At 53.1% G+C, this 21,399-nt stretch carries 21 protein-coding genes and 1 other RNA gene; 7 read left to right on the top strand and 15 right to left on the bottom strand.

Translation table 11 applies throughout. From position 1 onward, the window contains the following. Positions 1–4: 4 nt before the first annotated feature. The 5 genes from G403_RS0100370 to G403_RS0100350 form a co-directional block, all read right to left on the bottom strand. On the bottom strand, positions 5–859 hold the full coding sequence (locus tag G403_RS0100370; protein WP_027852237.1) for a glycosyltransferase family 2 protein: 855 nt from the start codon (positions 857–859) through the stop codon (positions 5–7). Beyond that, positions 852–2,813, bottom strand: coding sequence for a hypothetical protein (locus G403_RS0100365; RefSeq protein WP_156899611.1), 1,962 nt, complete (start codon positions 2,811–2,813; stop codon positions 852–854). Before G403_RS0100365 ends, G403_RS0100370 begins: the two co-directional genes overlap by 8 nt. A 55-nt stretch (positions 2,814–2,868) precedes the next feature. Continuing rightward, on the bottom strand, positions 2,869–3,279 hold the full coding sequence (locus G403_RS25740; protein ID WP_425411685.1) for a pilin: 411 nt from the start codon (positions 3,277–3,279) through the stop codon (positions 2,869–2,871). Positions 3,280–3,472: 193 nt separating this feature from the next. Then, positions 3,473–4,840, bottom strand: coding sequence for a sigma-54-dependent transcriptional regulator (locus G403_RS0100355; protein ID WP_027852234.1), 1,368 nt, complete (start codon positions 4,838–4,840; stop codon positions 3,473–3,475). Beyond that, positions 4,827–6,416, bottom strand: a complete 1,590-nt coding sequence (locus tag G403_RS0100350) for a sensor histidine kinase (protein WP_027852233.1) — start codon at positions 6,414–6,416, stop codon at positions 4,827–4,829. The genes G403_RS0100355 and G403_RS0100350 overlap by 14 nt, the downstream gene beginning before the upstream one ends. A 170-nt stretch (positions 6,417–6,586) precedes the next feature. Here G403_RS0100350 and pilB point away from each other — a divergent pair, with 170 nt between their 5' ends. Genes pilB through G403_RS21600 form a run of 3 tightly spaced genes read left to right on the top strand, consistent with a single transcriptional unit; the run spans position 6,587 to position 10,414 of the window. After that, positions 6,587–8,299 (top strand): type IV-A pilus assembly ATPase PilB, encoded by a 1,713-nt coding sequence (pilB, locus tag G403_RS0100345; protein ID WP_027852232.1) that lies wholly within the window; start codon positions 6,587–6,589, stop codon positions 8,297–8,299. A gap of 37 nt (positions 8,300–8,336) precedes the next feature. Beyond that, a complete protein-coding gene (locus G403_RS0100340) occupies positions 8,337–9,566 on the top strand; it encodes a type II secretion system F family protein (RefSeq protein WP_027852231.1) in 1,230 nt (409 codons plus the stop codon). Further along, a complete protein-coding gene (locus tag G403_RS21600; protein ID WP_036231917.1) occupies positions 9,566–10,414 on the top strand; it encodes a prepilin peptidase in 849 nt (282 codons plus the stop codon). Before G403_RS0100340 ends, G403_RS21600 begins: the two co-directional genes overlap by 1 nt. A 52-nt stretch (positions 10,415–10,466) precedes the next feature. On the opposite strand, the gene G403_RS0100330 is transcribed toward G403_RS21600, so the two are convergent. Genes G403_RS0100330 through dnaX form a run of 6 tightly spaced genes read right to left on the bottom strand, consistent with a single transcriptional unit; the run spans position 10,467 to position 15,276 of the window. Further along, positions 10,467–10,904 (bottom strand): YcgN family cysteine cluster protein, encoded by a 438-nt coding sequence (locus G403_RS0100330; protein ID WP_027852230.1) that lies wholly within the window; start codon positions 10,902–10,904, stop codon positions 10,467–10,469. Continuing rightward, a complete protein-coding gene (locus tag G403_RS0100325) occupies positions 10,904–11,191 on the bottom strand; it encodes a YcgL domain-containing protein (RefSeq protein ID WP_036231914.1) in 288 nt (95 codons plus the stop codon). The genes G403_RS0100330 and G403_RS0100325 overlap by 1 nt, the downstream gene beginning before the upstream one ends. A gap of 1 nt (position 11,192) precedes the next feature. Further along, positions 11,193–12,374, bottom strand: coding sequence for a ribonuclease D (gene rnd, locus G403_RS0100320; RefSeq protein WP_051298291.1), 1,182 nt, complete (start codon positions 12,372–12,374; stop codon positions 11,193–11,195). Beyond that, complete coding sequence (gene recR, locus G403_RS0100315) at positions 12,371–12,982, bottom strand: recombination mediator RecR (protein ID WP_027852227.1); 612 nt, start codon at positions 12,980–12,982, stop codon at positions 12,371–12,373. Before recR ends, rnd begins: the two co-directional genes overlap by 4 nt. Before the next feature lie 2 nt (positions 12,983–12,984). Then, positions 12,985–13,317 (bottom strand): YbaB/EbfC family nucleoid-associated protein, encoded by a 333-nt coding sequence (locus tag G403_RS0100310; protein WP_027852226.1) that lies wholly within the window; start codon positions 13,315–13,317, stop codon positions 12,985–12,987. A gap of 18 nt (positions 13,318–13,335) precedes the next feature. Next, complete coding sequence (gene dnaX / locus G403_RS0100305) at positions 13,336–15,276, bottom strand: DNA polymerase III subunit gamma/tau (protein WP_027852225.1); 1,941 nt, start codon at positions 15,274–15,276, stop codon at positions 13,336–13,338. A 244-nt stretch (positions 15,277–15,520) separates the two neighbouring features. On the opposite strand from dnaX, the gene G403_RS21595 reads away from it, so the two are divergent. From G403_RS21595 to G403_RS0100295, 3 genes are all read left to right on the top strand, one after another. Then, positions 15,521–16,549 carry a sensor domain-containing diguanylate cyclase gene (locus G403_RS21595; RefSeq protein ID WP_051298289.1) on the top strand — a complete coding sequence of 343 codons (1,029 nt, stop codon included), beginning with the start codon at positions 15,521–15,523 and terminating at the stop codon, positions 16,547–16,549. 200 nt (positions 16,550–16,749) lie between these two features. Next, positions 16,750–16,986 (top strand): TA system antitoxin ParD family protein, encoded by a 237-nt coding sequence (locus G403_RS24775; protein ID WP_084403873.1) that lies wholly within the window; start codon positions 16,750–16,752, stop codon positions 16,984–16,986. Beyond that, a complete protein-coding gene (locus G403_RS0100295; RefSeq protein WP_027852224.1) occupies positions 16,955–17,287 on the top strand; it encodes a type II toxin-antitoxin system RelE/ParE family toxin in 333 nt (110 codons plus the stop codon). The genes G403_RS24775 and G403_RS0100295 overlap by 32 nt, the downstream gene beginning before the upstream one ends. Positions 17,288–17,307: 20 nt before the next feature. Here G403_RS0100295 and ffs read toward each other — a convergent pair. The 4 genes from ffs to G403_RS0100280 form a co-directional block, all read right to left on the bottom strand. Then, positions 17,308–17,406: signal recognition particle sRNA small type (gene ffs, locus G403_RS24770), an RNA gene on the bottom strand. 113 nt (positions 17,407–17,519) lie between these two features. Next, a complete protein-coding gene (locus G403_RS21590) occupies positions 17,520–18,605 on the bottom strand; it encodes a TIGR01620 family protein (RefSeq protein ID WP_051298287.1) in 1,086 nt (361 codons plus the stop codon). Next, positions 18,602–20,041: a YcjX family GTP-binding protein gene (locus G403_RS0100285; RefSeq protein ID WP_051298285.1), complete on the bottom strand. Its 1,440-nt coding sequence runs from the start codon at positions 20,039–20,041 to the stop codon at positions 18,602–18,604. Before G403_RS0100285 ends, G403_RS21590 begins: the two co-directional genes overlap by 4 nt. 24 nt (positions 20,042–20,065) lie before the next feature. Then, the gene (locus G403_RS0100280; protein WP_027852222.1) at positions 20,066–20,680 is read right to left on the bottom strand and encodes a LysE family translocator; all 615 of its coding nucleotides are present in this window, start codon (positions 20,678–20,680) and stop codon (positions 20,066–20,068) included. A gap of 176 nt (positions 20,681–20,856) precedes the next feature. On the opposite strand from G403_RS0100280, the gene G403_RS0100275 reads away from it, so the two are divergent. Then, positions 20,857–21,387, top strand: a complete 531-nt coding sequence (locus G403_RS0100275; protein ID WP_027852221.1) for a DUF2058 domain-containing protein — start codon at positions 20,857–20,859, stop codon at positions 21,385–21,387. Positions 21,388–21,399: the final 12 nt, after the last annotated feature.

The raw sequence follows: 21,399 nt of genomic DNA, 5'->3' as shown, positions 1-21,399 counted from the left end.
AAAATTAGCCTTTATCTTTATAAAGCAGCGCGGTTATCTGTTCCGAAATAAGACCCATTAGAAATACCATCACACTTCCGCCATAGAGAAGAGCACTCATATTTGTGAATCTTCCAGTCGTAAATCCAGTATATATGTACCAAGCACTTGCACTTAAAAAAAGAAAAAATGAAATAGGTGCAAAAAGTTTTAACGGGGAATAAAGTACACCTATCTTAAAAATTATTAATAAAAACCTAATACCATCCTTGAAAATCTTTAGATGGCTTTGTCCAACTCGTTTTGATGCGTGAATTGGAACATAAGCTACAGAATATCCAGCTCGGAAGAATGCCATCGTACTAGTTGTTGGATAGGAAAACCCATTTGGCAATAGATAAATGAATTCTTTGAACTTCTCAGCTTTAACTACTCTATAACCCGACGTTAGATCTTTGACACGATGTCCGGTGATATTACTAGCTAACCAATTATAAAATCGGTTCGCCATACCCCTTGCTAGACTAGCTTGAGACCCTCTTTCTCTAGCACCAACAACTAGATCATACCCCTCATTTAGTTTATCAATTAATCTTGGAATATCTGACGGATCATGTTGACCGTCAGCATCCATAAATATTAATAGATCACCTTTAGCAAATCTGGCACCTGTTTTTATTGCTGCGCCATTACCTTTTGAGTATGGATGATTTAGTACAATAGCTCCTGCTAACTCTGAAATAGCTTTAGTGCTATCCGTTGAGCCGTCATTTACAACTACCACTTGGTACTCAGGACAAACTTCTCTCAATTTTTTCAAACAATCTCCTATACCTCGTTCCTCATTCTTTGCTGGAATTATGACAGTTATTTCAGTCATGAATCTTTCTTCCTTCATTCCTTTCAGCATCTATTTCATCCAATATTTTTTCTAATACCGTCATATTCATTGCTCCAGATTCATTTTCATTTTCGCCTTTTAAAATACTTTTTCGTCTCCTTTCTACTGCTTTTATTGCGCTTTCGTAATCACCATTTCTCTTCATTATATAAACTTGATACTGAAGAATAGGTAGAGCTTTAGGAGATATCCGTTCAGCTTCTCGCAGTACTTTTAAAAGAACATCATAATTCCCTATAACCTCTAGCAAACGAGCCTTGTTGAACAGTATTTTGCTAGCATACATAGTTGATTTGACCGCTATGTTTTCCGAAAGCTCATTGACGAACTTATAAACATTTTTGATCGTTACTTCCTCACAGCTTCGGTTAATAGCAAGATCCACTAATTCAAATAAATTATCCGCAACATTCATATTAACCCGACCAACCCGCGCGATAGCTGAAAGCTCATCTAACCTCTCAGCTCTGTCTTTAATATCGTTAAAGTCACAGCTATATACAAGCGCCATCAACCTTACATCTATGCAATCAGGACAAGCTTTCTTTGTTCTGTCAAAAGCTTCCAATGCAATTGCTTTCCGCTGATACTCTCGAAGAGCCACGCCCCTTTTATCTATTTTATCACTGTTATTCTCTTCTAAGTCTAGAAATACGGCATGTAAGACTGCTCTTGCAGATCCAGGATGTTTAATGTTCCAAGTATCGGCAGCTCGGACCGGATCTCCCCAGAGCGACGTCATGGACAGCAATATCGCTCCAAGGAGGAATAAGTACAAGATGTATGCACTTCTCACAACGTTGCGAAGAGGCCCCTTCACAGAATATGCACCAATGGTCAATGCTAAACACACCCCATACATCGCCAAGTAATTCCGGTGCTCAAAGTACAATTCCAGATTAATAAATGTAGACTCAGCAAGGTGGCCAGTTAAAAACCAAAAAACCGCAAAAAACGGCCATTTACTTTTTCTATATATAAACGCACTGAAACATATTATAAAAACCCATAAACTAGCACTTACAATCGTTATCACATCCCATTCACGAATTCCATAGTAATCATGGAAGGGACCATACGCTGTCGGGCTTTGGGGGAAAAAACCTCGGTACAAATACTCCCATAATATAGTCAACTCTGTAGAAAACCGCTCCCATAACGAAAAGCCTCTAAAATTATTGTTATCAAACCAATCGTTGTTTAAAGGTGACAAATAAAAAACAAAAAATATAAGAGGAGCTGCCAATAAAAAGCTTCTAGAGTAAGCCAGATATGGCTTTACTCTAAAATACAGCCTTTCTCTAAAGATAGTTCTATCTAACAGAAAGGCAAAAATAGGAATAAGAGCGCCTGTTTCTTTTGTAAAAACAGATAAAACTGTCCCGATACCAAGCAAAGAGAATTGGATTAACGTGGCTTCGGTATACTTTTTAAATCCATAAAACTTATATGCCCATACAAAACCAATTAAACCTAGAATACCAAATGATGCGGCTAAGCTTGTCATCCGCTGTATGGTTATTAATGTTGTCGAAGCTAATATCGGTAAAACCGCCCATAAAAATGCTGTAAGCAAAGCTATTTTTTTATATTCATCGAATCTTTTTACTAGGATCAATTTGGATAATAAATATATCAATATAAAGTTAACGCAGTGAATTAATATATTAAAAGCTAACACAAAGCGCTTATTTTCGGGCCATCCTGATGAAAATGGCACAAATGAAAAGAGCGCTATGGGTCTACCTAGGGGACCAGCTCTTCCACTAAAAACAAAATCATAAATGCTATTAAAGTCACTAATAGAAGATAAGTTCTTCAGGTTTGCGTAATCATCGTAATACAGGGCTCCACTAATTCCCGGCAAATAAATAAAGAGCAAAATCAGAAAAAGAGAGGCAGGAGAAAAAAGGAATTTAATAAACATTTTCAATACAAATAAAAATCCCCGGCTAAGCCGGGGATTTGCAATCAAAATTATTCAGAAATTAACCGCGGCAAGAGCCAGGCATCCATTTTGTTGGGGTGCCAGAGCATGTCCACTTTTCAATATGGTAGGTCGACATTGAAGGAGTCAGCACAATTTCGAGTGATTCATCAAACTCTGAAGAACCTTTTGCTGTAACGACGCCTGAACCGGTTATAGACAGACTCGCCACGTATTGAGTAGCCTGGTAACCACTTGCACAACTACTCAAAGACGCTCCTGAACCAGCAGACTGTACGATTTCAGTGATACACGTACGCGCAGAACTTGCAGCCAAAACAACTTCTGATGCCTTTGCCTTGTTCGTATAATCCTGATAGGCGGGCAGAGCCACTGCAGCCAGGATACCGATGATCGCTACAACGATCATCAATTCAATGAGGGTAAAACCCTGTTGTGTCTTCTTCATCATTTTCATCTCTCCAGCGAGTTGAAATCCATTTAAATCCAAATTGGATTAAGCAATTTAGGTGCCAACCACCTGGAACCCCTTAATTTCGGCGCTTACCACCCTTACCGCTGTTCAGGATATGGCAAACCCTGACACTTTGTCACGCCTTTCGTCAGTATTTGACAAACTGCCGTTTGATTCATGTCAGTGTTGCTTAGTCGATATGGTACTTTTTCATGCGATATCTTAACTGACGTAGTGTCAACCCCAAGTCCTTCGCCGCCGCTGTACGGTTCCAGCGCCGCGCCTCCAGCGCCTCTGTAATTAGTTCGAGCTCGTTATCCGGGCCCGCCTCATCGTCCAAGCTCAGCTCCACGGCCAAATTTTCGCGTGGCTCTGCGTTTTTGCCGGGTCGAGATAGCGACTCCTCACTCAGCCCCAGGTCTTCCGCTTCTATTTTACTGTGTTCGCACAACGCAGCGGCACGCTCCAGGATGTTTTCCAGCTCCCTCACATTGCCGGGGAAGTCATGCACCACCAACGCGCTTCTCGCGGACTCCGTCAACTCGAAGCTCTGACCGTAAACACCAGCCAGTTGGGCCAGTATTCGCTCGGTCAGCAGTTCAACATCCTCGGGGCGCTCACGCAGGGGCGGCACGTGCAGGTCGATAACGTTGATCCGATAATAAAGATCTTCACGAAACCGGCCCTCTCGCACTTCCCGATCCAGCGCCTTGTGACTGGCGCTAAGTATCCGAACATCGACTGGGAGCTCTTTCTCTGCTCCTATCGGGCGTATACGTCGCTCTTGGATAGCTCGGAGCAGCTTTACCTGCATGGGCAGCGGCATGTCGGCTATTTCATCCAGAAACAGGGTGCCGCCTTCCGCCGCCTGAAAAAAACCGCTTCTGGGCTGGCTTGCACCTGTGAACGCCCCCTTCAGATGGCCAAAGAATTCTGACTCAATCAGGTCTGCAGGAATCGCTCCGCAGTTAACGGGAATAAAAGGCTTGTCTGCCCTTGGCCCACGCGCATGGATCTCACGAGCAATCACCTCTTTCCCGGTACCCGATTCCCCGCTGATACACACCGGGGCCTGGCTACGGGCGAGTTTGTCGATGCGTTCCTTAAGTGCCCGCATAGCCCGTGAACGGCCAACGAGCCTTTCTTCACTTAGGCTTGCGTTTACGGCAGGGCTTTTTTCAACGGTTAACGCTCTGCTCACCAATGCCCGGAGTACTTCCAGGTCTACCGGTTTACTGACACAGTCAAACGCACCCGCTCTCAGCGCCTCTACAGCAAGCTCCATATTCCCGAACGCCGTGATGACAGCCACCGGCATGTGTGGATAGCGTTGCTGAATCTCCTCCACCAGCTCCATCCCCCGCCCATCCGGTAGCCGCATATCGGTGAGGCACAGATCAAACTGATCCTTTTTTAGTCTCTCTCGTGCCGAATGCAGGTCCGGCTCGGCCACCGAACTGAGGCCCATCCGCTTAAAGGTAATTTGCAGGAGCGAGCGCAGGTCTACCTCATCATCGACAATCAGGATACGCCCTTGCTTGCCGTCACTCTGGGTCATAACGTTTTTTCATTGGTCGGTCCATCGGAAAATTCAGCCGGAAGCAACTTCCGCCTTCCGGATTATCACTATATCGTAAGGTACAATGGTTTGCCGATGCGAGTTCCTGTGCCAAAAACAGCCCTAACCCGGTACCACTGCCATGGGTAGTGAAGAAAGGTTCGAAGATTTCCCCCTGCCTCTCCGAAGGAATACCGGGACCGTTATCTTTCACTTCGATATAAGGGGCGGCATTGTAGTCCAGCCGCCCCACATAAATTTCCAGCTTTAAACGCTGACCTTCTACCACCCCATGGCGCTGCGCATTCTCCAGCAAGATCGTGATAATCTGCCGGACCTGCCCCGGATCACAGCTCACACTGAGCTGGCGGCACTCCGCCCCTACGGATAACTCCAGAAACTGCACCAAGTCCGGCCAAGTGCGTCGCCATTCATCAACCAGAATACCCAGCCAATCCGCCAGGCTGATGTCGACTTCATGAGCGGTGCGTTGTCTCGAGAGCTTTAGGATATCCTCTACCAGCGTGTTCAGCCTGCGGGATTGACCTTGAATAATGGTGAGCAGTTGCTGGTCTTCGGCATCCAGCGCCGGGGCCTCCGCCAACAGCTGAGCAGACTGGCTAATGGCACCCAACGGATTTCGTATCTCATGGGCCAATGACGCCGTCAGGCGGCCGAGTGCAGCGAGTTTTTCTTTCTGTAACGCTTGGCTCTGTACTTCCTTATCTTCGAGAAGAACCAGAAATTTTTGATGCCTTCCGCGTCCCATGGCCGCAAACTGAATGAAAATCCCCCCCATCAGCACCGGCGCTGTATCAGCCGTTGTACGCCAGTTATTGAGGTGTTGCTGAAGACGCGGTAACAGCTGGTTTATATCTACGGGCAACCTGAGATTTTCGGGAAGATCCATCATCCGGGCGGCGGACGGATTCATCAGGACAAGATAGCCCGCATTATCAATCACCAACATGCCATCTTCCATATGCCTGACAACCGTGGCATTCAATTCCGTTACTGTATCCAGGTCCAGCTCCCGCTCCCGCGCCAGGCTTTGTGACTCCGCGACTTTGCTGCCAACCAGGCCACTGATCAGGCCAATAGCAAGCAACACCGCACCAAGCGCCCCCAAATGGAGCGCTGAATATCCCTGTGCGCCAAACCACGCATGCAGTGCGACCACCGTCAACAATCCCAGTATCGCCAGCGCTGAATAAAACTGGGTCATACGCCCCGGCTGCCAATACCCGGAAAAGGCCACCGGTATCACCAGGAGATAGCCGAATGGGTCCGTAGGGTTGCCGATTGCAAAACTCAGTAAACAGAGCAGCACGAGGTCGATCAGGATCTGCACCCTGAAAAGAAGCTGACGTGGTGCTTCACGTCGCTGAATACTCAAGCCAGAAATCAGGCTGAGTGCAAAATAGACCAGGGCACAGATGGAAAAGAGATTGGGCGCCCAGGGGTTGAATCCACTGGGTGTGTAGACATTGGACGACAGCAGGACCAGGAAGCCACTGAGCGCAACGCGATAGAGGTTAAACAGATTCAAAGCCTGCCAGTCTCGCGTATCACTCATGGCATCGCCCCGAAACTTCACTCATAATTGTGCCTGAAACAGTTGTTTTAGATCATGATACGGCGCTTGGCGCTGCCTTGCCATTTGCCTGATGCGAAGCGCTGCTATAGAGTACCTAAAACGCTGGATTCGTGATCTGATCGCATCGCTCGAAGCTTAAGGTAAAGCAGTTGTCAAACGGATTTCAACCACTTAGCGGCCTGGCCAAACGGCTTGTTAACGACGGGATATTCTCAGCCGACGTCGCCATGGAGGCGCAAAATGCGGCAAGAGAGGCCAATGAGTCCTTCGTCAGTTACATCATCAACCAGCGGCTGGTCAGTGCCCACCGGGCGGCAAACGCCGCGTCTCTTGAGTTTGGGCTGCCCCTGCTCGATCTGGACGCATTCAATTCCGAAGTAATTCCGAAAGGCGTGATCTCTGATCACCTGATCAGCAAACACCGTGCGCTACCACTGATACAACGCCAGAATCGGCTTTTCGTTGCTATATCGGACCCTACCAATCTTCAGGCACTGGACGAGATCAAGTTCCATACCGGCGTGACTACTGAGGCGGTCATTGTCGAGCAGGACAAGCTGGTCCGCCGTATTGAAAGCTTCCTCGACGCGGGCAGTGAAGCGCTGGAAGAACTGGATGATGAAGACCTTGATAACCTTGATTTAGACGAGAAAAAAGAAGAGAAAAAGGAGGAGACGGCAGAGGAAGCCGCTTCCGACGCGCCCATTGTTCGGTTTATCAATAAAATTCTCCTCGACGCGATTCGTAATGGTGCCTCCGATATTCACTTTGAACCCTACGAAAAAGCCTACCGTGTCCGCTGCCGTATCGATGGCATTTTGCAGGAAGTGAGCAAGCCGCCGACCAATCTGGCCTCGCGGCTATCCGCCCGACTTAAGGTTATGTCCAACATGGATATTGCCGAGCGACGTATCCCGCAGGACGGCCGTATAAAGCTTAAGGTCTCCGATAAACGCGCCATCGATTTTCGTGTGAACACCCTGCCAACGCTTTGGGGTGAGAAGATCGTACTGCGTATCCTGGACCCGACCAGCGCAACCATTGGTGTTGATGCGCTCGGCTTCGAACCGGACCAGAAGGAGATCTACATGGGGACTCTGAACAGGCCTCAGGGGATGGTGCTGGTTACAGGCCCGACCGGTTCAGGTAAAACGGTAACCCTCTACACCGGCCTGAACATCCTTAATACGGAAGAGCGCAATATCTCCACCGCGGAGGACCCGGTTGAGATCAATATGGAGGGGATAAACCAGGTTCACGTAAACCCCAAGGTTGGTCTGACGTTCGCCGAAGCCCTGCGCTCCTTCCTGCGACAAGACCCGGACGTGGTGATGGTGGGTGAGATCCGCGACCTGGAAACAGCGGAAATCGCGATCAAGGCCGCTCAAACCGGTCATATGGTACTCTCCACACTGCACACCAACAGCGCCCCGGAGACCCTGACCCGCCTGCGCAATATGGGCGTTCCGGCTTTTAACATCGCCACCTCGGTGAGTCTAATCATTGCTCAGCGCCTGGCTCGACGACTGTGCGAGAGCTGTAAGAACCCGGTGGAGATACCCGAAGCCGCGCTTCTTGAGGAGGGGTTCAAGCCGGACCAGATTAAAAACCTGCACCTGTTTGAGCCCAACCACGACGGTTGTCCCAAGTGCAACCGGGGCTACAAGGGCCGCGTGGGGATCTACGAGATGCTGGTGATGACAACGGAGATTGCCGAGTGCATTATGGAAAACGGCAACTCACTGGATATACTCAGGGTAGCCCGCGAACAGGGCTTCAAGACACTGCGCCAATCCGGCTTGTTAAAAGTCGCTGCTGGGCTGACAAGCCTGGAAGAGATGAACCGGGTAATTAAAGTTTAACTGACAGCAGCAGGCGAGCTAACAACAGGGCCCATTTATGGCAACGAAAACCAAGGAAGCCAGTCGAAAGACATTTGAGTGGCAAGGGAAAGATAAAAGCGGCAATAACAGTAAAGGCAAAATTGACGCTGAAAGTATCGCTTCCGCCAAAGCCTTGCTGCGCAAGCAGGGCATCAACCCTAACAAGGTCAAAAAAGAAAGCTCCCTAAGCCTTGGCAGCAAACGCAACAAACCCATCAAGCCGCTGGATATCGCCTTCTTTACCCGGCAAATGGCAACGATGATGAAAGCAGGTGTCCCGCTGATTCAGGGGCTGGATATCGTTGGCCAGGGTGCTGAAAAAAACAAACTGAAAGAGTTGATTTACGATATCCGAGGAGATGTATCTGGGGGTACAGATTTTTCCACGGCACTTTCCCGGCATCCTCTCTATTTCGATGACCTCTTTGTCAGTCTTGTTCGATCCGGTGAAGCCTCCGGTCAGCTAGAGACCATGCTGGACCGCGTGGCTACTTACAAAGAGAAAATTGAGTCCCTTAAAGCAAAAATCAAAAAAGCGCTGACCTATCCAACCGCGGTTATTATCGTTGCAATCATAGTCACTGCTATTCTGCTGGTTAAAGTTGTTCCTGTTTTTGATGATGTATTTCGGGGCTTCGGCGCCGATCTACCGGCTTTTACGTTATGGGTTATAGGTTTATCTGAGTTTGCGCAGGACTACTGGTTTATAGGTCTTTTAGGCATTGTCGCATTTGGCTTTGGGTTTGGTTACACATTCAAACGATCGGAAAAGCTCAGAAATGCTATCGATCGCGGGATCCTGAAGTTTCCGATTATTGGTCCTATCATTAACGAAGCGATTGTCGCTCGTTTCGCCCGAACTCTGGCCACGACCTTTGCAGCCGGCGTCCCGCTGGTTCAGGCTCTGGACTCTACGGCTGGTGCAGCCGGTAACGTGGTGTACCGTAACGCAACGCTGCAAATCCGAAACGGGGTATCCACCGGTCAGTCGCTGACTAACGCGATTAATATGTCCGGCGTATTTCCCGTTATGGTGGTACAAATGGTCTCCATCGGTGAAGAATCCGGCTCGCTGGATATGATGCTGGATAAGGTGGCCAACTTCTACGAGGAGTCCGTTGATAACGCCGTTGATAACCTGTCCAGTCTGCTGGAGCCTTTGATCATGGCAATCCTCGGTATTCTTGTGGGTGGCCTTGTTATCGCCATGTATCTGCCGATCTTCCAGCTGGGTAACGTGGTTTAATGGCGCTATTGGTCGAACCGGGTCTTTTTGCACTGGTTGTCGGGCTGTTCTTCGCCCTGATGGTTGGCAGTTTTTTAAACGTGGTCATTCTCCGCCTGCCTGTGATGATGGAGCGGGAATGGCTCGCAGACACCGGCCAGGCGACTGAGGAACACCAAGAGCGCTTTAATCTTGCGGTACCTGCATCACGCTGCAATAAATGCGGCCATCAGATCCGCTGGTTTGAGAATATCCCGGTAATTAGCTTTCTGGTTCTCAAGGGCTGCTGCAGTCAATGTGGCACCCGGATCTCGGCCCGCTATCCTTCTATTGAAGCGCTGTCCGGGCTACTCGGCGCCTTTATCGGCTGGCAATACGGATTGGGCGTTGAGGGCATTGCGCTACTGTTGCTCACCTGGAGCTTGATCGCGCTTACCTTTATCGATATCGACCATCAGTTACTGCCGGATAAGATTACCCTTCCCCTCCTTTGGCTTGGCTTACTGCTAAACAGCCAGGGCGTTTTCACTGGCCTTGAGAATGCCGTTTATGGTGCAGCCGCCGGGTATCTGGTGCTCTGGAGTGTGTTTTGGGCCTTTAAGCTGCTCACCGGCAAGGAAGGGATGGGTTATGGGGATTTTAAACTGCTGGCAGCCATCGGTGCCTGGGGTGGGTATCAGGTTTTACCGCTGACTATTCTTTTATCGTCCGTGGTGGGCGTTATTCTTGCGTTTGCTTTGATGGCCGCCAAGCGCCATGAGGCTTCCAACCCGCTGCCGTTTGGGCCTTATCTGGCAATTGCGGGATGGATCGCCATTCTTTGGGGCGAGCAGATTAACGCACTCTACCTGGGGATGGTGTTTGGGTAACAGATAGCCGTAGCCCGGCAGGAGCCGTAAGGAGGATGCCGGGAAAATCCCATTACTCCACTACAAAGTTAATCAGTTCTTCTTCGTGAATTTCGTTATCACGCACTTCGTAGACGCTCAAAACCGATGCGTTTGATTTGATAACGCTGTCCGCCTTACCGCTCACCAACGGGTGCCATTCCGGCAAGTCTTTACCTTCGTGAATCAGCCGATAGGCACAGGTGGGCGGCAACCAATCGAATGACTCCACATCCCTGGGCTGCAGTTTTATGCAGGATGGTACCAACTCGCAGCGGCGCTCGTACTCGGTGCAGTGGCAGTTTTCCAGATCAAGCAGATGACAGACCACGGTGGTGTAAAACACCTCCTGCGTATCTTCATCTTCAACCTTATGTAAACAGCACAGCGCGCAACCATCGCAGAGCGATTCCCATTCGCTGGCGGTCATTTCGTTTAGCGATTTACGGCGCCAGAAGACTTCCTGTGCCATCAGCGTACACCGGTTTCTGGTCGATTCCGGAACAGGTCCAGCATGTACTCTTCCTTGGGGGGTGGCATCTGCAGGTAGTAGCCCTTCTCGGTGATGCCCTCCAGCACCTTCTTCGCATCCACGCGCGCCAGTTTACGATCAGCCTTCATCGGCATATCCATGGCATGTACCGGTTTACCAAACAGCTCCAGCAGCTCTTCCGGTACGCGGGCCAGGCCATCCCGCTTATCAACGTAGAGGTACATCTCATCTTTTTTGGGGCTTTTGTAAATACTGCAAATCTTCATCTTAATTCTCGTTTTCAAACGCGTTCAGCTTCTCCAGCAGGCGATCACCCACTAAAGTCTTGCGCCAGCCAGACAAGCTACGCGGCAGTTCATAACTGCCAGCCTCTGTGCGTGACTGAATCAGTGCATCGATATCGCGTTTACGCAACAATACTTCCTGAGCGATGCCCTCTCTTTCGGCCACTTCACGACCGATCGCTTTCAGCGCTTTAATTCGCTTATTCCATGCATAGTGTAGCGGACGCACGATGGGCTCAGGCGGATTACGTTGTGCTGATTCATCGGCACCCAACAAACAGGCCAGTATCGCCTCACCGTCGTCTTTGACCACGCGACGACGCAGTTCAGGCACCCGCGCCAGGCTTTCAAGCGTCAGAGGCCAACGATTTACGATCGATAGCAGGTGCTGGTTACGTAACAGACGGTTGCGGGGAATATCACGCGCCCGGCACGTACGCTCACGCCAGGCCGTCAGGTCGCGCAAGCCCGCGCGCTTCACATCGGGTATATTCCAGACCTGACTGAAGCGCTGGTAGTAGCTCCAGCCTTCCGGATCTGTATCAATAACCGACAGGCGCTGCTCAGCACACTCTTCCAGAACCCACTCCAGACGACCTTTACTCTCAAGGTCCGCCTTTAACTGCAGAGCGATGCTGGGCAGGTAGGCCACATCCAGGGCCGCATAATGCTCCTGCTGAGGTGTCAGCGGGCGCTGCAGCCAGTCCGAGGTGGTTTCCGCCTTGCCGATCTGAACCCCCAGCGCATGGTCCACCAAACGCTGCAACCCCATGCTGAAGCCCCAGCCAGCAAACGCAGCAGCAACCTGGGTATCAAACATCGGCTCTGGTAGTACGCCAAAACTGTTGAGTAGCAGTTCCAGGTCTTCACTGCCTGCATGTATCACCTTGAGTACACGGCTATCAGCCATCAGCTCCGAAAATGCACTGAAATCTTCAATACAGAGCGGGTCTATCAGGTAGCAGGTGGTTTCATCCGCTAACTGAATTAAGCCCGGCTTGGGGTAGAAGGTATCGGTGCGCATAAACTCGGTATCCAGCGCCACCATCGGCAACGCCCGCCACTGAGCGCAGTACTGCGCCAGCGTCGCACTATCTCGAATCCAGCAGGGTGCATCGGCCGATGCTTCCAGTACACGCCAATCCCAGGGGGTTGCCTCGCTCATTCAGACTCCTTGAGCAATACACGTCGACCAGCAAAGGCATGGGCGAGCGTCCCGCCATCGACAAATTCCAACTCGCCACCCACGGGAACACCGTGGGCGATTCGGGTGATACGCAACGGCTCACCGCTGAACTGCTCAGCTATATAGTGGGAAGTCGCCTCCCCCTCCACCGTTGGGTTGGTGGCGAGAATAAGCTCCTGCACGTCGCTGTTGTTGACCCGCTCCACGAGCGCATCGATGCCCAGCGCGTCAGGCCCAATCCCGTCAATCGGCGAAAGATGGCCTTTCAAGACATAGTAGATGCCGTTGTAGCCGCCGGTCTGCTCCACCGCCATCATATCCACCGGTGACTCAAGCACGCACAGCAGGGAACGATCCCGGGACTCATCAGCGCAGATCTCACAAACCGGATCTTCCGAGAGCGTCCGGCACTGAGTACATTCACCGATATTTTCCACGGCGTCGACCAGCGCCTGCGACAGGCGCTGCGCAGCCTCACGGTCGCGCTCAAGCAGGTGTAGCGCCATACGCTGGGCGGACTTGGGACCGACGCCGGGCAGGCAGCGCAGCGATGTAATCAACTCTTGCAGCAGAGGACTGAACGCCATGGTTAGAACGGCATCTTGAAGCCGGGCGGCATGCCCATGCCGGAGGTCACTTTGGACATACGGTCCTGAGTATCCTGTTCGACTTTGCGCACCGCGTCATTGATCGCAGCGGCAACCAGATCTTCCAGAATCTCCTTCTCCTCTTCCAGCAGGCTGTCATCGATGTTTACTTTTTTCACATCGTGACGACCGTTCATCACAATGCTGACCAGGCCCGCGCCCGACTCGCCGGTTACTTCGGCGTTGGCGATCTCTTCCTGAGCCTTCTGCATCTCTTCCTGCATTTTCTGGGCTTGCTTCATCAAATTGCCCATGTTGCCCATACCCTTCATCATCTCGGATAACCTCTTTACTTAATTTGGATCTATGGGTGTGACAGATTCTTCTTCAATACGTGCCCCGAACTGGTCGATTATCTGCTGGACCAGCGGGTCTGCTTTCATTGACGCCACGGCTTCGGCCTGCCGTTCAGCCTTGCGCCGCGCCAGATATTGAGCCGGCGTTTCACGAGTTTGCGGTGCCTGCTCAAACGTGACATCGATCGCATCGCCAAAGCGCTCTTTCAAAGCCGCGGCAATACGATCGCGCTGAGTCTGGTTCAGCATCGCCTCCTGCTCGGCGGTATAGTGGAAACACAGACCGCTTGCACTGACCGATTCCAGAGACAGGGCACGCGCCAGACTGTCGGTCATACCACTCAGCCCCAACGCAAGCGCCAAACTGACCCAATGGGCCTCATTCAACGCCGACAGCTCCACGGGCAGATCATCGGTTTCCTGAGCCAGTGTGCGTTTCTCGCTCTCCACCGCCGGAGCCGACGGCGGCGCGGGCGGTGGCTCAGGCTTTTTTACCGGAGGCTCAACAGGCTCCGGCGCCGGCTCGGCCTGCCGCGATACCGGGGCTGAGGTTTCGTACTCATCCCAGGGAGGCGGCTCGTCATAGCGCGGCATCTCCTGAGAATCAGGCACCATCGCCGGCTGAGCAGGCCCGGGCGTATAAACGGGCGCTGGCTCAACCGGCTGAGGCTCAACCGGTGGTTCCGTGTTGATCGCAGGTTCAGGCTTGGGCTCCTGCCTGGGAGGCTCTGGTTCTGGCTCAGGCACCGCTTCCGGCTTGGGCATTGGAGCGGGCACGTTGTCGGCTAAATGGGCGTTACCGGCGGCAGTTGATGTTACTTCAGCCGGCGGAGCCTTTTTGGCAACAGCTGCACCTGCCGGCCGGAACGCCAGCATGCGCAGCAGAACCATCTCCAGCCCTTCCCGCGCATGAGGCACATAGGGCAGGTCTTTACGCCCCATAACCGCAATCTGGTAGTACAGCTGAGTATCTTCAGCGCGCATACCGGCTGCCAGCTCACGCACCCGCTCCAGATCACCCAGGCTGTTGTCGACTGCGTCGGGCACCGCCTGTGCCAACGCCACCCGGTGCAACAAGCTGATCAGCTCAGCCAGCACGCTGCCATAGTCGGGCGAGAACTCGGCCAGCTGCGCGCATACATTCATCACCGCAGCACCATCCTGGCGTGCCACGGCATCCAGTATGGCGTAGACCAGGTGCTGATCGATGGTACCCAGCATGGCCCGCACATCGGACTCGTTAACGACACCTGCGCCATAGGCGATCGCCTGATCAGTCAGACTCAGCGCATCGCGCATCGATCCATCAGCCGAACGAGCCAGGAGCCACAGAGCAGGGTCTTCAAACTGAATCGACTCCGCCTCCAGCACATGTCGCAGATGGTTGACGATCCGCTCAGGCACCAGGTTTTTCAGGTTGAACTGCAGGCAACGCGACAAAATGGTCACCGGCAGCTTCTGCGGGTCAGTGGTCGCCAACAGGAACTTCACATGGGGCGGCGGCTCTTCAAGCGTTTTCAGCAACGCATTGAAGGAGTGGCCGGAGAGCATGTGGACCTCGTCGATGAGGTAAACCTTGAAACGCCCGTGTGTGGGCGCGTACTGAACATTTTCCAGCAGCTCACGGGTATCTTCCACCTTGGTCCGGGAGGCCGCGTCAACTTCGATCAAGTCGACAAACCGCCCCTCGGCAATCTCACGGCAGGCCGTACATTGGCCACAGGGTTCAGAGGATACGCCGGTCTCACAGTTCAACGACTTGGCAAACAGCCGGGCGATGGATGTTTTACCGACCCCGCGGGTACCCGTAAAAAGGTAGGCGTGGTGCAACCGGTCATCATCCAGCGCGTTGACCAGCGCTTTCAGGACATGCTCCTGCCCCACCATCTCCTGGAAGCGGCTGGGGCGCCACTTCCGTGCCAATACCTGATAACTCATCGCGCCTCGTTCTGTTCTCGCCGGGTCTCGATAAAGGGGGTGATCTTACCACGCCCTGGCCACGGCGTCGTTACGCTCCTGCGGCCTTTACTGCGGATGGAATACGACTATTCTGTAATTAAAGGATGATAGCCGTTCGCTTAGTATGGATTTTTCTAGAGCCCCGCACCCTCCGCCGGAACATCCCGGGATAACAGCGTGTGACTGCAGGGCCTCAGATAGTCGATAGATGAGCACAGAGTTGATGGCAACAGAAGAAGTACCGGAGCAGTCGGAGCATGCAACCCTTGAACCCCTGGATCCTCTGACGGAGCTGATTCCACCCGATGAGCTGATCAACAAGCTGGCTATCCCCGCTTTTGTGATCAACCGGGAGCACCGTATAACCCACTGGAATCTGGCGCTGGCCAGCGCAACCGGGCTCTCCGCCGGGGAGATGATTGGAACGCGTAAACAGTGGATGCCTTTCTACTCCCACCCACGCCCCACCATGGCGGATATCATCGTCGATAATGCCGAAGCCGATACGCTCAGTCAGTTTTACTCGTCAAAGCTCACACAAGCCGCAAAGATCGAGGGCGCCTACGCTGCCGAAGACTTCTTCCCTGATATCGGCGACGACGGAGAATGGCTGTCATTTACTGCCGCCCCACTGATGGACTGCGACCATAAAGTGGTCGGGGCCATCGAGACACTGGTCATTATTACCGACCGCAAAAAGGCCGAACAGCAACTGGTTGAAAATGAGCGGCGCTACCGCGAGCTTAGCGTCACCGATGACCTGACACAGCTTTATAATGCGCGCCAGTTAAGAAAAGAGATTAACCGGCAGATTGAGCTCTGCCAGCGTTACCAGCAGCCGATGTCACTGGCGATGATGGATCTCGACCACTTCAAACAACTCAATGACAATCACGGCCATCTGTTCGGCGATGAAGTGCTGCGCAAGTTTGCCGAGATTATTCGTCACAACCTGCGCCACTCCGATGACGGGTTCCGCTACGGTGGCGAGGAATTTATCGCTTTAATGCCGTTCATCGATGAAGCCGCGGCTCTGCAGGCCACCGAACGCATCCATCAACGGTTTTGTGACACCCCCTTCCTGACCCCGGGCGGCGAAACCATTTACCTGACAGTCAGCGCCGGTATCACCCGCATCAATCCAGATGACGATTACGACAGCCTGTTGCGCCGTGCTGATACGGCTCTTTATGAAGCCAAAAAACTGGGGCGAAATCGGATTATTGTTGCAACTGCCCCCTTCCGGGCCTGACCGGGTTCAAAGCAATTTCTCAGGCAACGTTCCAGAGGTAAAAATATCAAAACATTGCAAAACGCGACAATTTGTCGCAAAGTACAACAATACTCGCGAGGAAAATGAATGCAGATGAGGCCCTGATCGATAGATAAAAGGTCTACCCAGAGGCTAATCAGCTACGTTGATTAATGGTAAGCGAGTAAAGGAGATATGAAATGGCTACAAGTGTTCGCTTAGACGACGAATTCGTCGAAAACGCGAAAATTCACTCTTCGGCTTCATTTCGCACTGTACCAAAGCAGATTGAACATTGGGCAAAGATCGGTCAGATAGCAGAAGAGAATCCTGATTTAACCTATGAGTTCATACGCGATGCTCTGCTCGCGACTGAGGCCGTCAACTCAGGGCACGTAACCAAATATGAGCGAAGAACAAAACGAAAATCAGATTGAGGTTTACGAGTCCCCCGTCTTCAGCAAGGCGATCAAAAGACTTCCGGAGGCGGTACTGGAAGCCGTCGAAGATGCAATTGACAAAGTCGTAGACAATCCCGAGATCGGTGTGCAAAAGAAAGGCGATCTTTCTTACATGCGGGTATATAAGTTTTCAGTAGAGCGTCAGCAGTTTTTACTGGGCTACAGCTGGCAAGAAGAGCGGCTCACGCTCTATCTACTCAACCTGGGCCCACACGAAAATTTCTACCGAGACGCTAAGAAGCGCAGGCCAGCAGACAAAAAGCTCATTGACGACTAATTTAGCGTTATTGGGGGTGGCCCCACCAGCCTAGCATCCCGGCACACGAGTCTACCGCTGTGGCTGCTCCCTTCCGGGCCTGACCAGGTTCACGGCTTATCGTTGCGAGAGGACCGGCAGAGCCACCATAACGCGGCTTTGCGCCTAGCTTCAAAACAGCGATCACTGTCTGAAACAGGCGCGCAGTATAAGCAGCGTGTCTGACGAATGCAAACCCCTCTAAAGAGAAAGATCAGCCCTTTCCCGATGCTGGGCTCAATCTCTGAACAATTCCTTCCGTCACTGCTTTCAACACCTTACGGTCCCGCTGTTCACTGGGTATGGGCCGGCAACGCCGAATCGCTTCAAGCCCGGTACGCGCCGTAAACAGCCCGGCACCGAGCCCCTGCCCTGCTCTTGCCGAAAGACTAGCTGTGAGAGAGCCGCTGAGTGCGGTTGATCCCGCATCCATGGCCATTTCGCTCAGTCCGGCGAAGGCCAGGCTATGCATGACGCGCTTTAACAGCGCCCATTGAGTGGCCGCGCCAGGCGCGATGCCGTAAATGGCTGCCACTTCGCGCAGCATCCTCAGGTTGCGCCAGCCCACCAACAGCATATCGAAGCTCGCCCAGGGACTCAGCGCCACCAGCACCCCCGATTCCACCGAATAGCGCTGCACACAACGCCGCGCCCGCGCATCCTGCTCCAGAAACAAGTGGCGGCTCAGGTACTCGACCACTTCAGAGTCACTGTAGGCGGAGTCCAGGTCGCGGATCGCATCGGCAATATCACGCTGGCCCGGCTGATTCCGATACTGCTGCTCCAGTCTTCTAAGAAAAGCCGCTGCCTGCCCCTGGCCGCTCTGCTCCCCCAATCGTGCCGCCTGCGCCTGCAACTCCTCGGTCCGACGAAGCTGACGCAGACCTTTTAAACTGCGCCAAAGCTGCAATGCGCCACTTCCAGCCGCCAGTGAGAGCAGCGCAGCCAGCGTTGAGCCCAAAGCAATATGAGTGCTAAAGCCCCAGTCGAGAAGGCGGTATAGCTCCAGCCCGACACCTGTCACAAGAACCGCCGTGGCCGAATAGGCAAACACCTTTCGCCAGAGGCCCCTTTTTTGGGGCGCTTCTGTTGTGACAGGCTGATCTGTTTCATCAGGTTCGATTGTTACCTGCTCGAGCGGGAACTCTTGGGGTGGTATCGGATTCCCGGCATACGGCCTCTGGTCTTCGGCCGGGCTACGGGGTGGGTATCCCAGATGGCGCGCAGCAGAATCCGGGGCATTATCCAAGCGTGCCGGGTCGATGTAGCGCGGTTTTTTCCACTGACTGTCATCGCTCATCGGAACAGATCCTCCATCATGTATTCGAGCACCTGATCCAGCCGGATATGATGCCTGGCCTTGAGGCTGTTCATGGGCAGACGCGCCGGTGCGAAGTCGACAAAACGAAAGCGCTCTTCATTCCAGTCAGAGGGCTCAGGCAGCTCCACCGGCACCTCACCGGGAAACAGCGCGACCTCTTCACCATCGGATTTACGCCGCCCACGCAGACAGGAAAGCTGCTGCCCATCCACCCGGGCCTGAGCCGCTTCCGTGGAGCGCACCGAGGCGACGGCCATGCAGCGCGTTTCAATGCCTTCAAACCGGACATCCCGTTGAGCATCCTGAATAATCAACTCCAGAAACCGGTCCAGGTTGTGGTGCTGATTGGAGGTGACATGGTCCGCCTTGGTAGAGGCAAACAAAACCCGGTCGATGCGGGGACTGAACAACCGGCGTAAAAAACCCGATCGGCCATAGTTAAAGCTTTGCAGAATATCGGTCAGCGCCGCCTGCATATCCCGAAAACATTCCTCACCACGATTGAGTGTTTTCAGGCAATCCACCAATACAATCTGCCGGTCAAAGCGGGCGAAGTGCTTGGTATAAAACGGCCGGACCAGCTCATCACGATAGCGGTGGTAACGCTGCTCCAGGAGCGCGCCATTGCTACCCTCGGGCCAGCCATTTTCAGGCCAGCTGTCGACCAGCAGAGGAAACAGATGCAGACGCTCGTCGTCTGTTTCTTCACCGGGCAACACCAACCGCCCCGGTTGCAGCAGGCTCAGCGCGTATGGGTCCTCCCGCAACTGCTGCAGCAAGCCGGAAAACTCCAGGCTCAGTGTACGAATCAGATCCGGCTGTGCCGGTGCGGCCCAGTCGACCTCCTGAAGCCGCGCCCGCCATTGCGCTGAAAGCGAGGAGCGCGGCTCCCGCGCGAACAGACGGGACTGCTGCTTACACCACTGACCGAAGTCCAACTGCAGCATCGGCAGGTCCAGCAGCCACTCCCCCGGATAATCGATGACATCCAGATAGAGCGTACCGGTTTCCCCAAGCACCCGGCGCAGACCGGCAGGCCGGCGATAGCGCAGCGCCAGACGTACCTCGGAAAGCCCCCGGGTGGACTCAGGCCAGCGCGGAGGCTCCTGAGATAAACCGGCCAGCGCCTCATCCAACGGGAACGGGTTGTCCGACTCGGCACTCAGGTTCCGGGTGCTTACCAACCGCTCGCTGGCTGCCACCTCAAAAAACGGCAACGAGCCACTGCGGTGGGCTTGCTGCAGATGATGGATCAGCGCTGTGATAAAAACGGTCTTGCCACTTTGACTCAACCCGGTCACTGCCAGACGTAGATGCCGCTCGGTTGTTTGTTCACCGATCTCATGTAAGCGACCACGAAGCGCTTCAACACGCTCCTCGCCGAGCCATCCCTTTATCTTTCGCCCTATTGCCATGAATTATCTCGCCTTGGTTGTCCGTTAAAGCGTCACGACCCGCACCGCAAGCCCCAGCAAAATGGTACCGGTGGCACGTTCCACAAGTGCTGCTCTGCGGCGCAGCGCCTTAAGCAGGCGGGGCTGTGACAGCATCAGCGCCACCAATGTGTACCAGGCTCCATCCACAACCGTAGCGGTTAAAATCATCACCCACTGAGCCAGCAGGCTTTGTTCGGCACTGACAAACTGCGAAAACAGCGCCATGAAGAACAGAGCCAGCTTGGGGTTTAACAGTGAGATCATCGCACCGGCACGGGCCGCCGTGAAAAGCGAATGCACTCGGCCCTCTTCGATCTGAAGCGCTTTAGCCTCGCCGGCATGGCGCCAGGCCTGGACGCCCATCCAGGCAAGATAGGCTGCGCCGCCCCAGCTCAACGCCATATACAGCCCCTGATGCTCGGTAACCAGTAGCGCCAGGCCGTGCACAGTGAGAAACGCCCAGAGCCCCACACCAAGCGCATGGGAGAGCCCGGCGATCACACCATGCCAGCGGCTGTTCCGTACTGTTTCCCGCAACACAACCGCGAGGCTCGGCCCCGGCGACATGGCGCCCATCAGGCAAACGAGAAACAGCGAGCCCCATAACATCAGTGACATATTCGTATCCTTGCAACAGGTGGTCATTCGATAGCTAAGTATCCATTATCCTCACTCCAGCCTGCCCTGTCACACGACTTACCGAGGCCAATCACCCTCCACTCCAGCGCTCCCTTCCGGTATAGTTCCCGCTCTGTGTAACGGCTCAAAACAACGTTTATCTTTCGGGTACCAGCATGGCGATTTCACTACAGGAACAGCTACTCAAGGCCGGCGTAGCCAACAAGCAACAAGCCAAGAAAGCCAAGCAGGCGAAGAAAAAAGAGAAAAAGGGGCAGGCGCCCAAGGATAATGCTGATCAGCAAGCCGCACTGGAAGCCGCCCGTCAGGCCAAGGCGGAGAAGGACCGGGAACTGAACCGCCAGCGCCAGGCCGAGCAGGCGCAAAAAGCCGCGACCGCAGAGGTACGCCAGCTGATCGCCCAACATCGGGTTACGCTGCCGAAAGAGGGCGAAACACGTTACAACTTTGTGCACGACAAGAAGGTTAAGCAGCTCTGGATCAATGACGGTATGCTCGGTCAGCTTGCTCGCGGCCAGTTACGTATCGCCTTTTTTGATGATGAGTATGCCCTGATTCCCGCCGATGTGGTTGAGCGTATCGAGCAGCGGCTTCCCGACACGGTTCTGCCGCGGCCGGAGCCTGACCAGCCGGATGAGGACGATCCTTACGCTGATTACAAGATTCCTGATGATCTGATGTGGTGATCCGTACGCAAA

This window comes from Marinobacterium litorale DSM 23545 (assembly GCF_000428985.1).
Classification (GTDB): domain Bacteria; phylum Pseudomonadota; class Gammaproteobacteria; order Pseudomonadales; family Balneatricaceae; genus Marinobacterium_D; species Marinobacterium_D litorale.
Note: the sequence above shows the minus strand (reverse complement) of the source record. Positions and strands in the feature narration are given on the sequence as shown.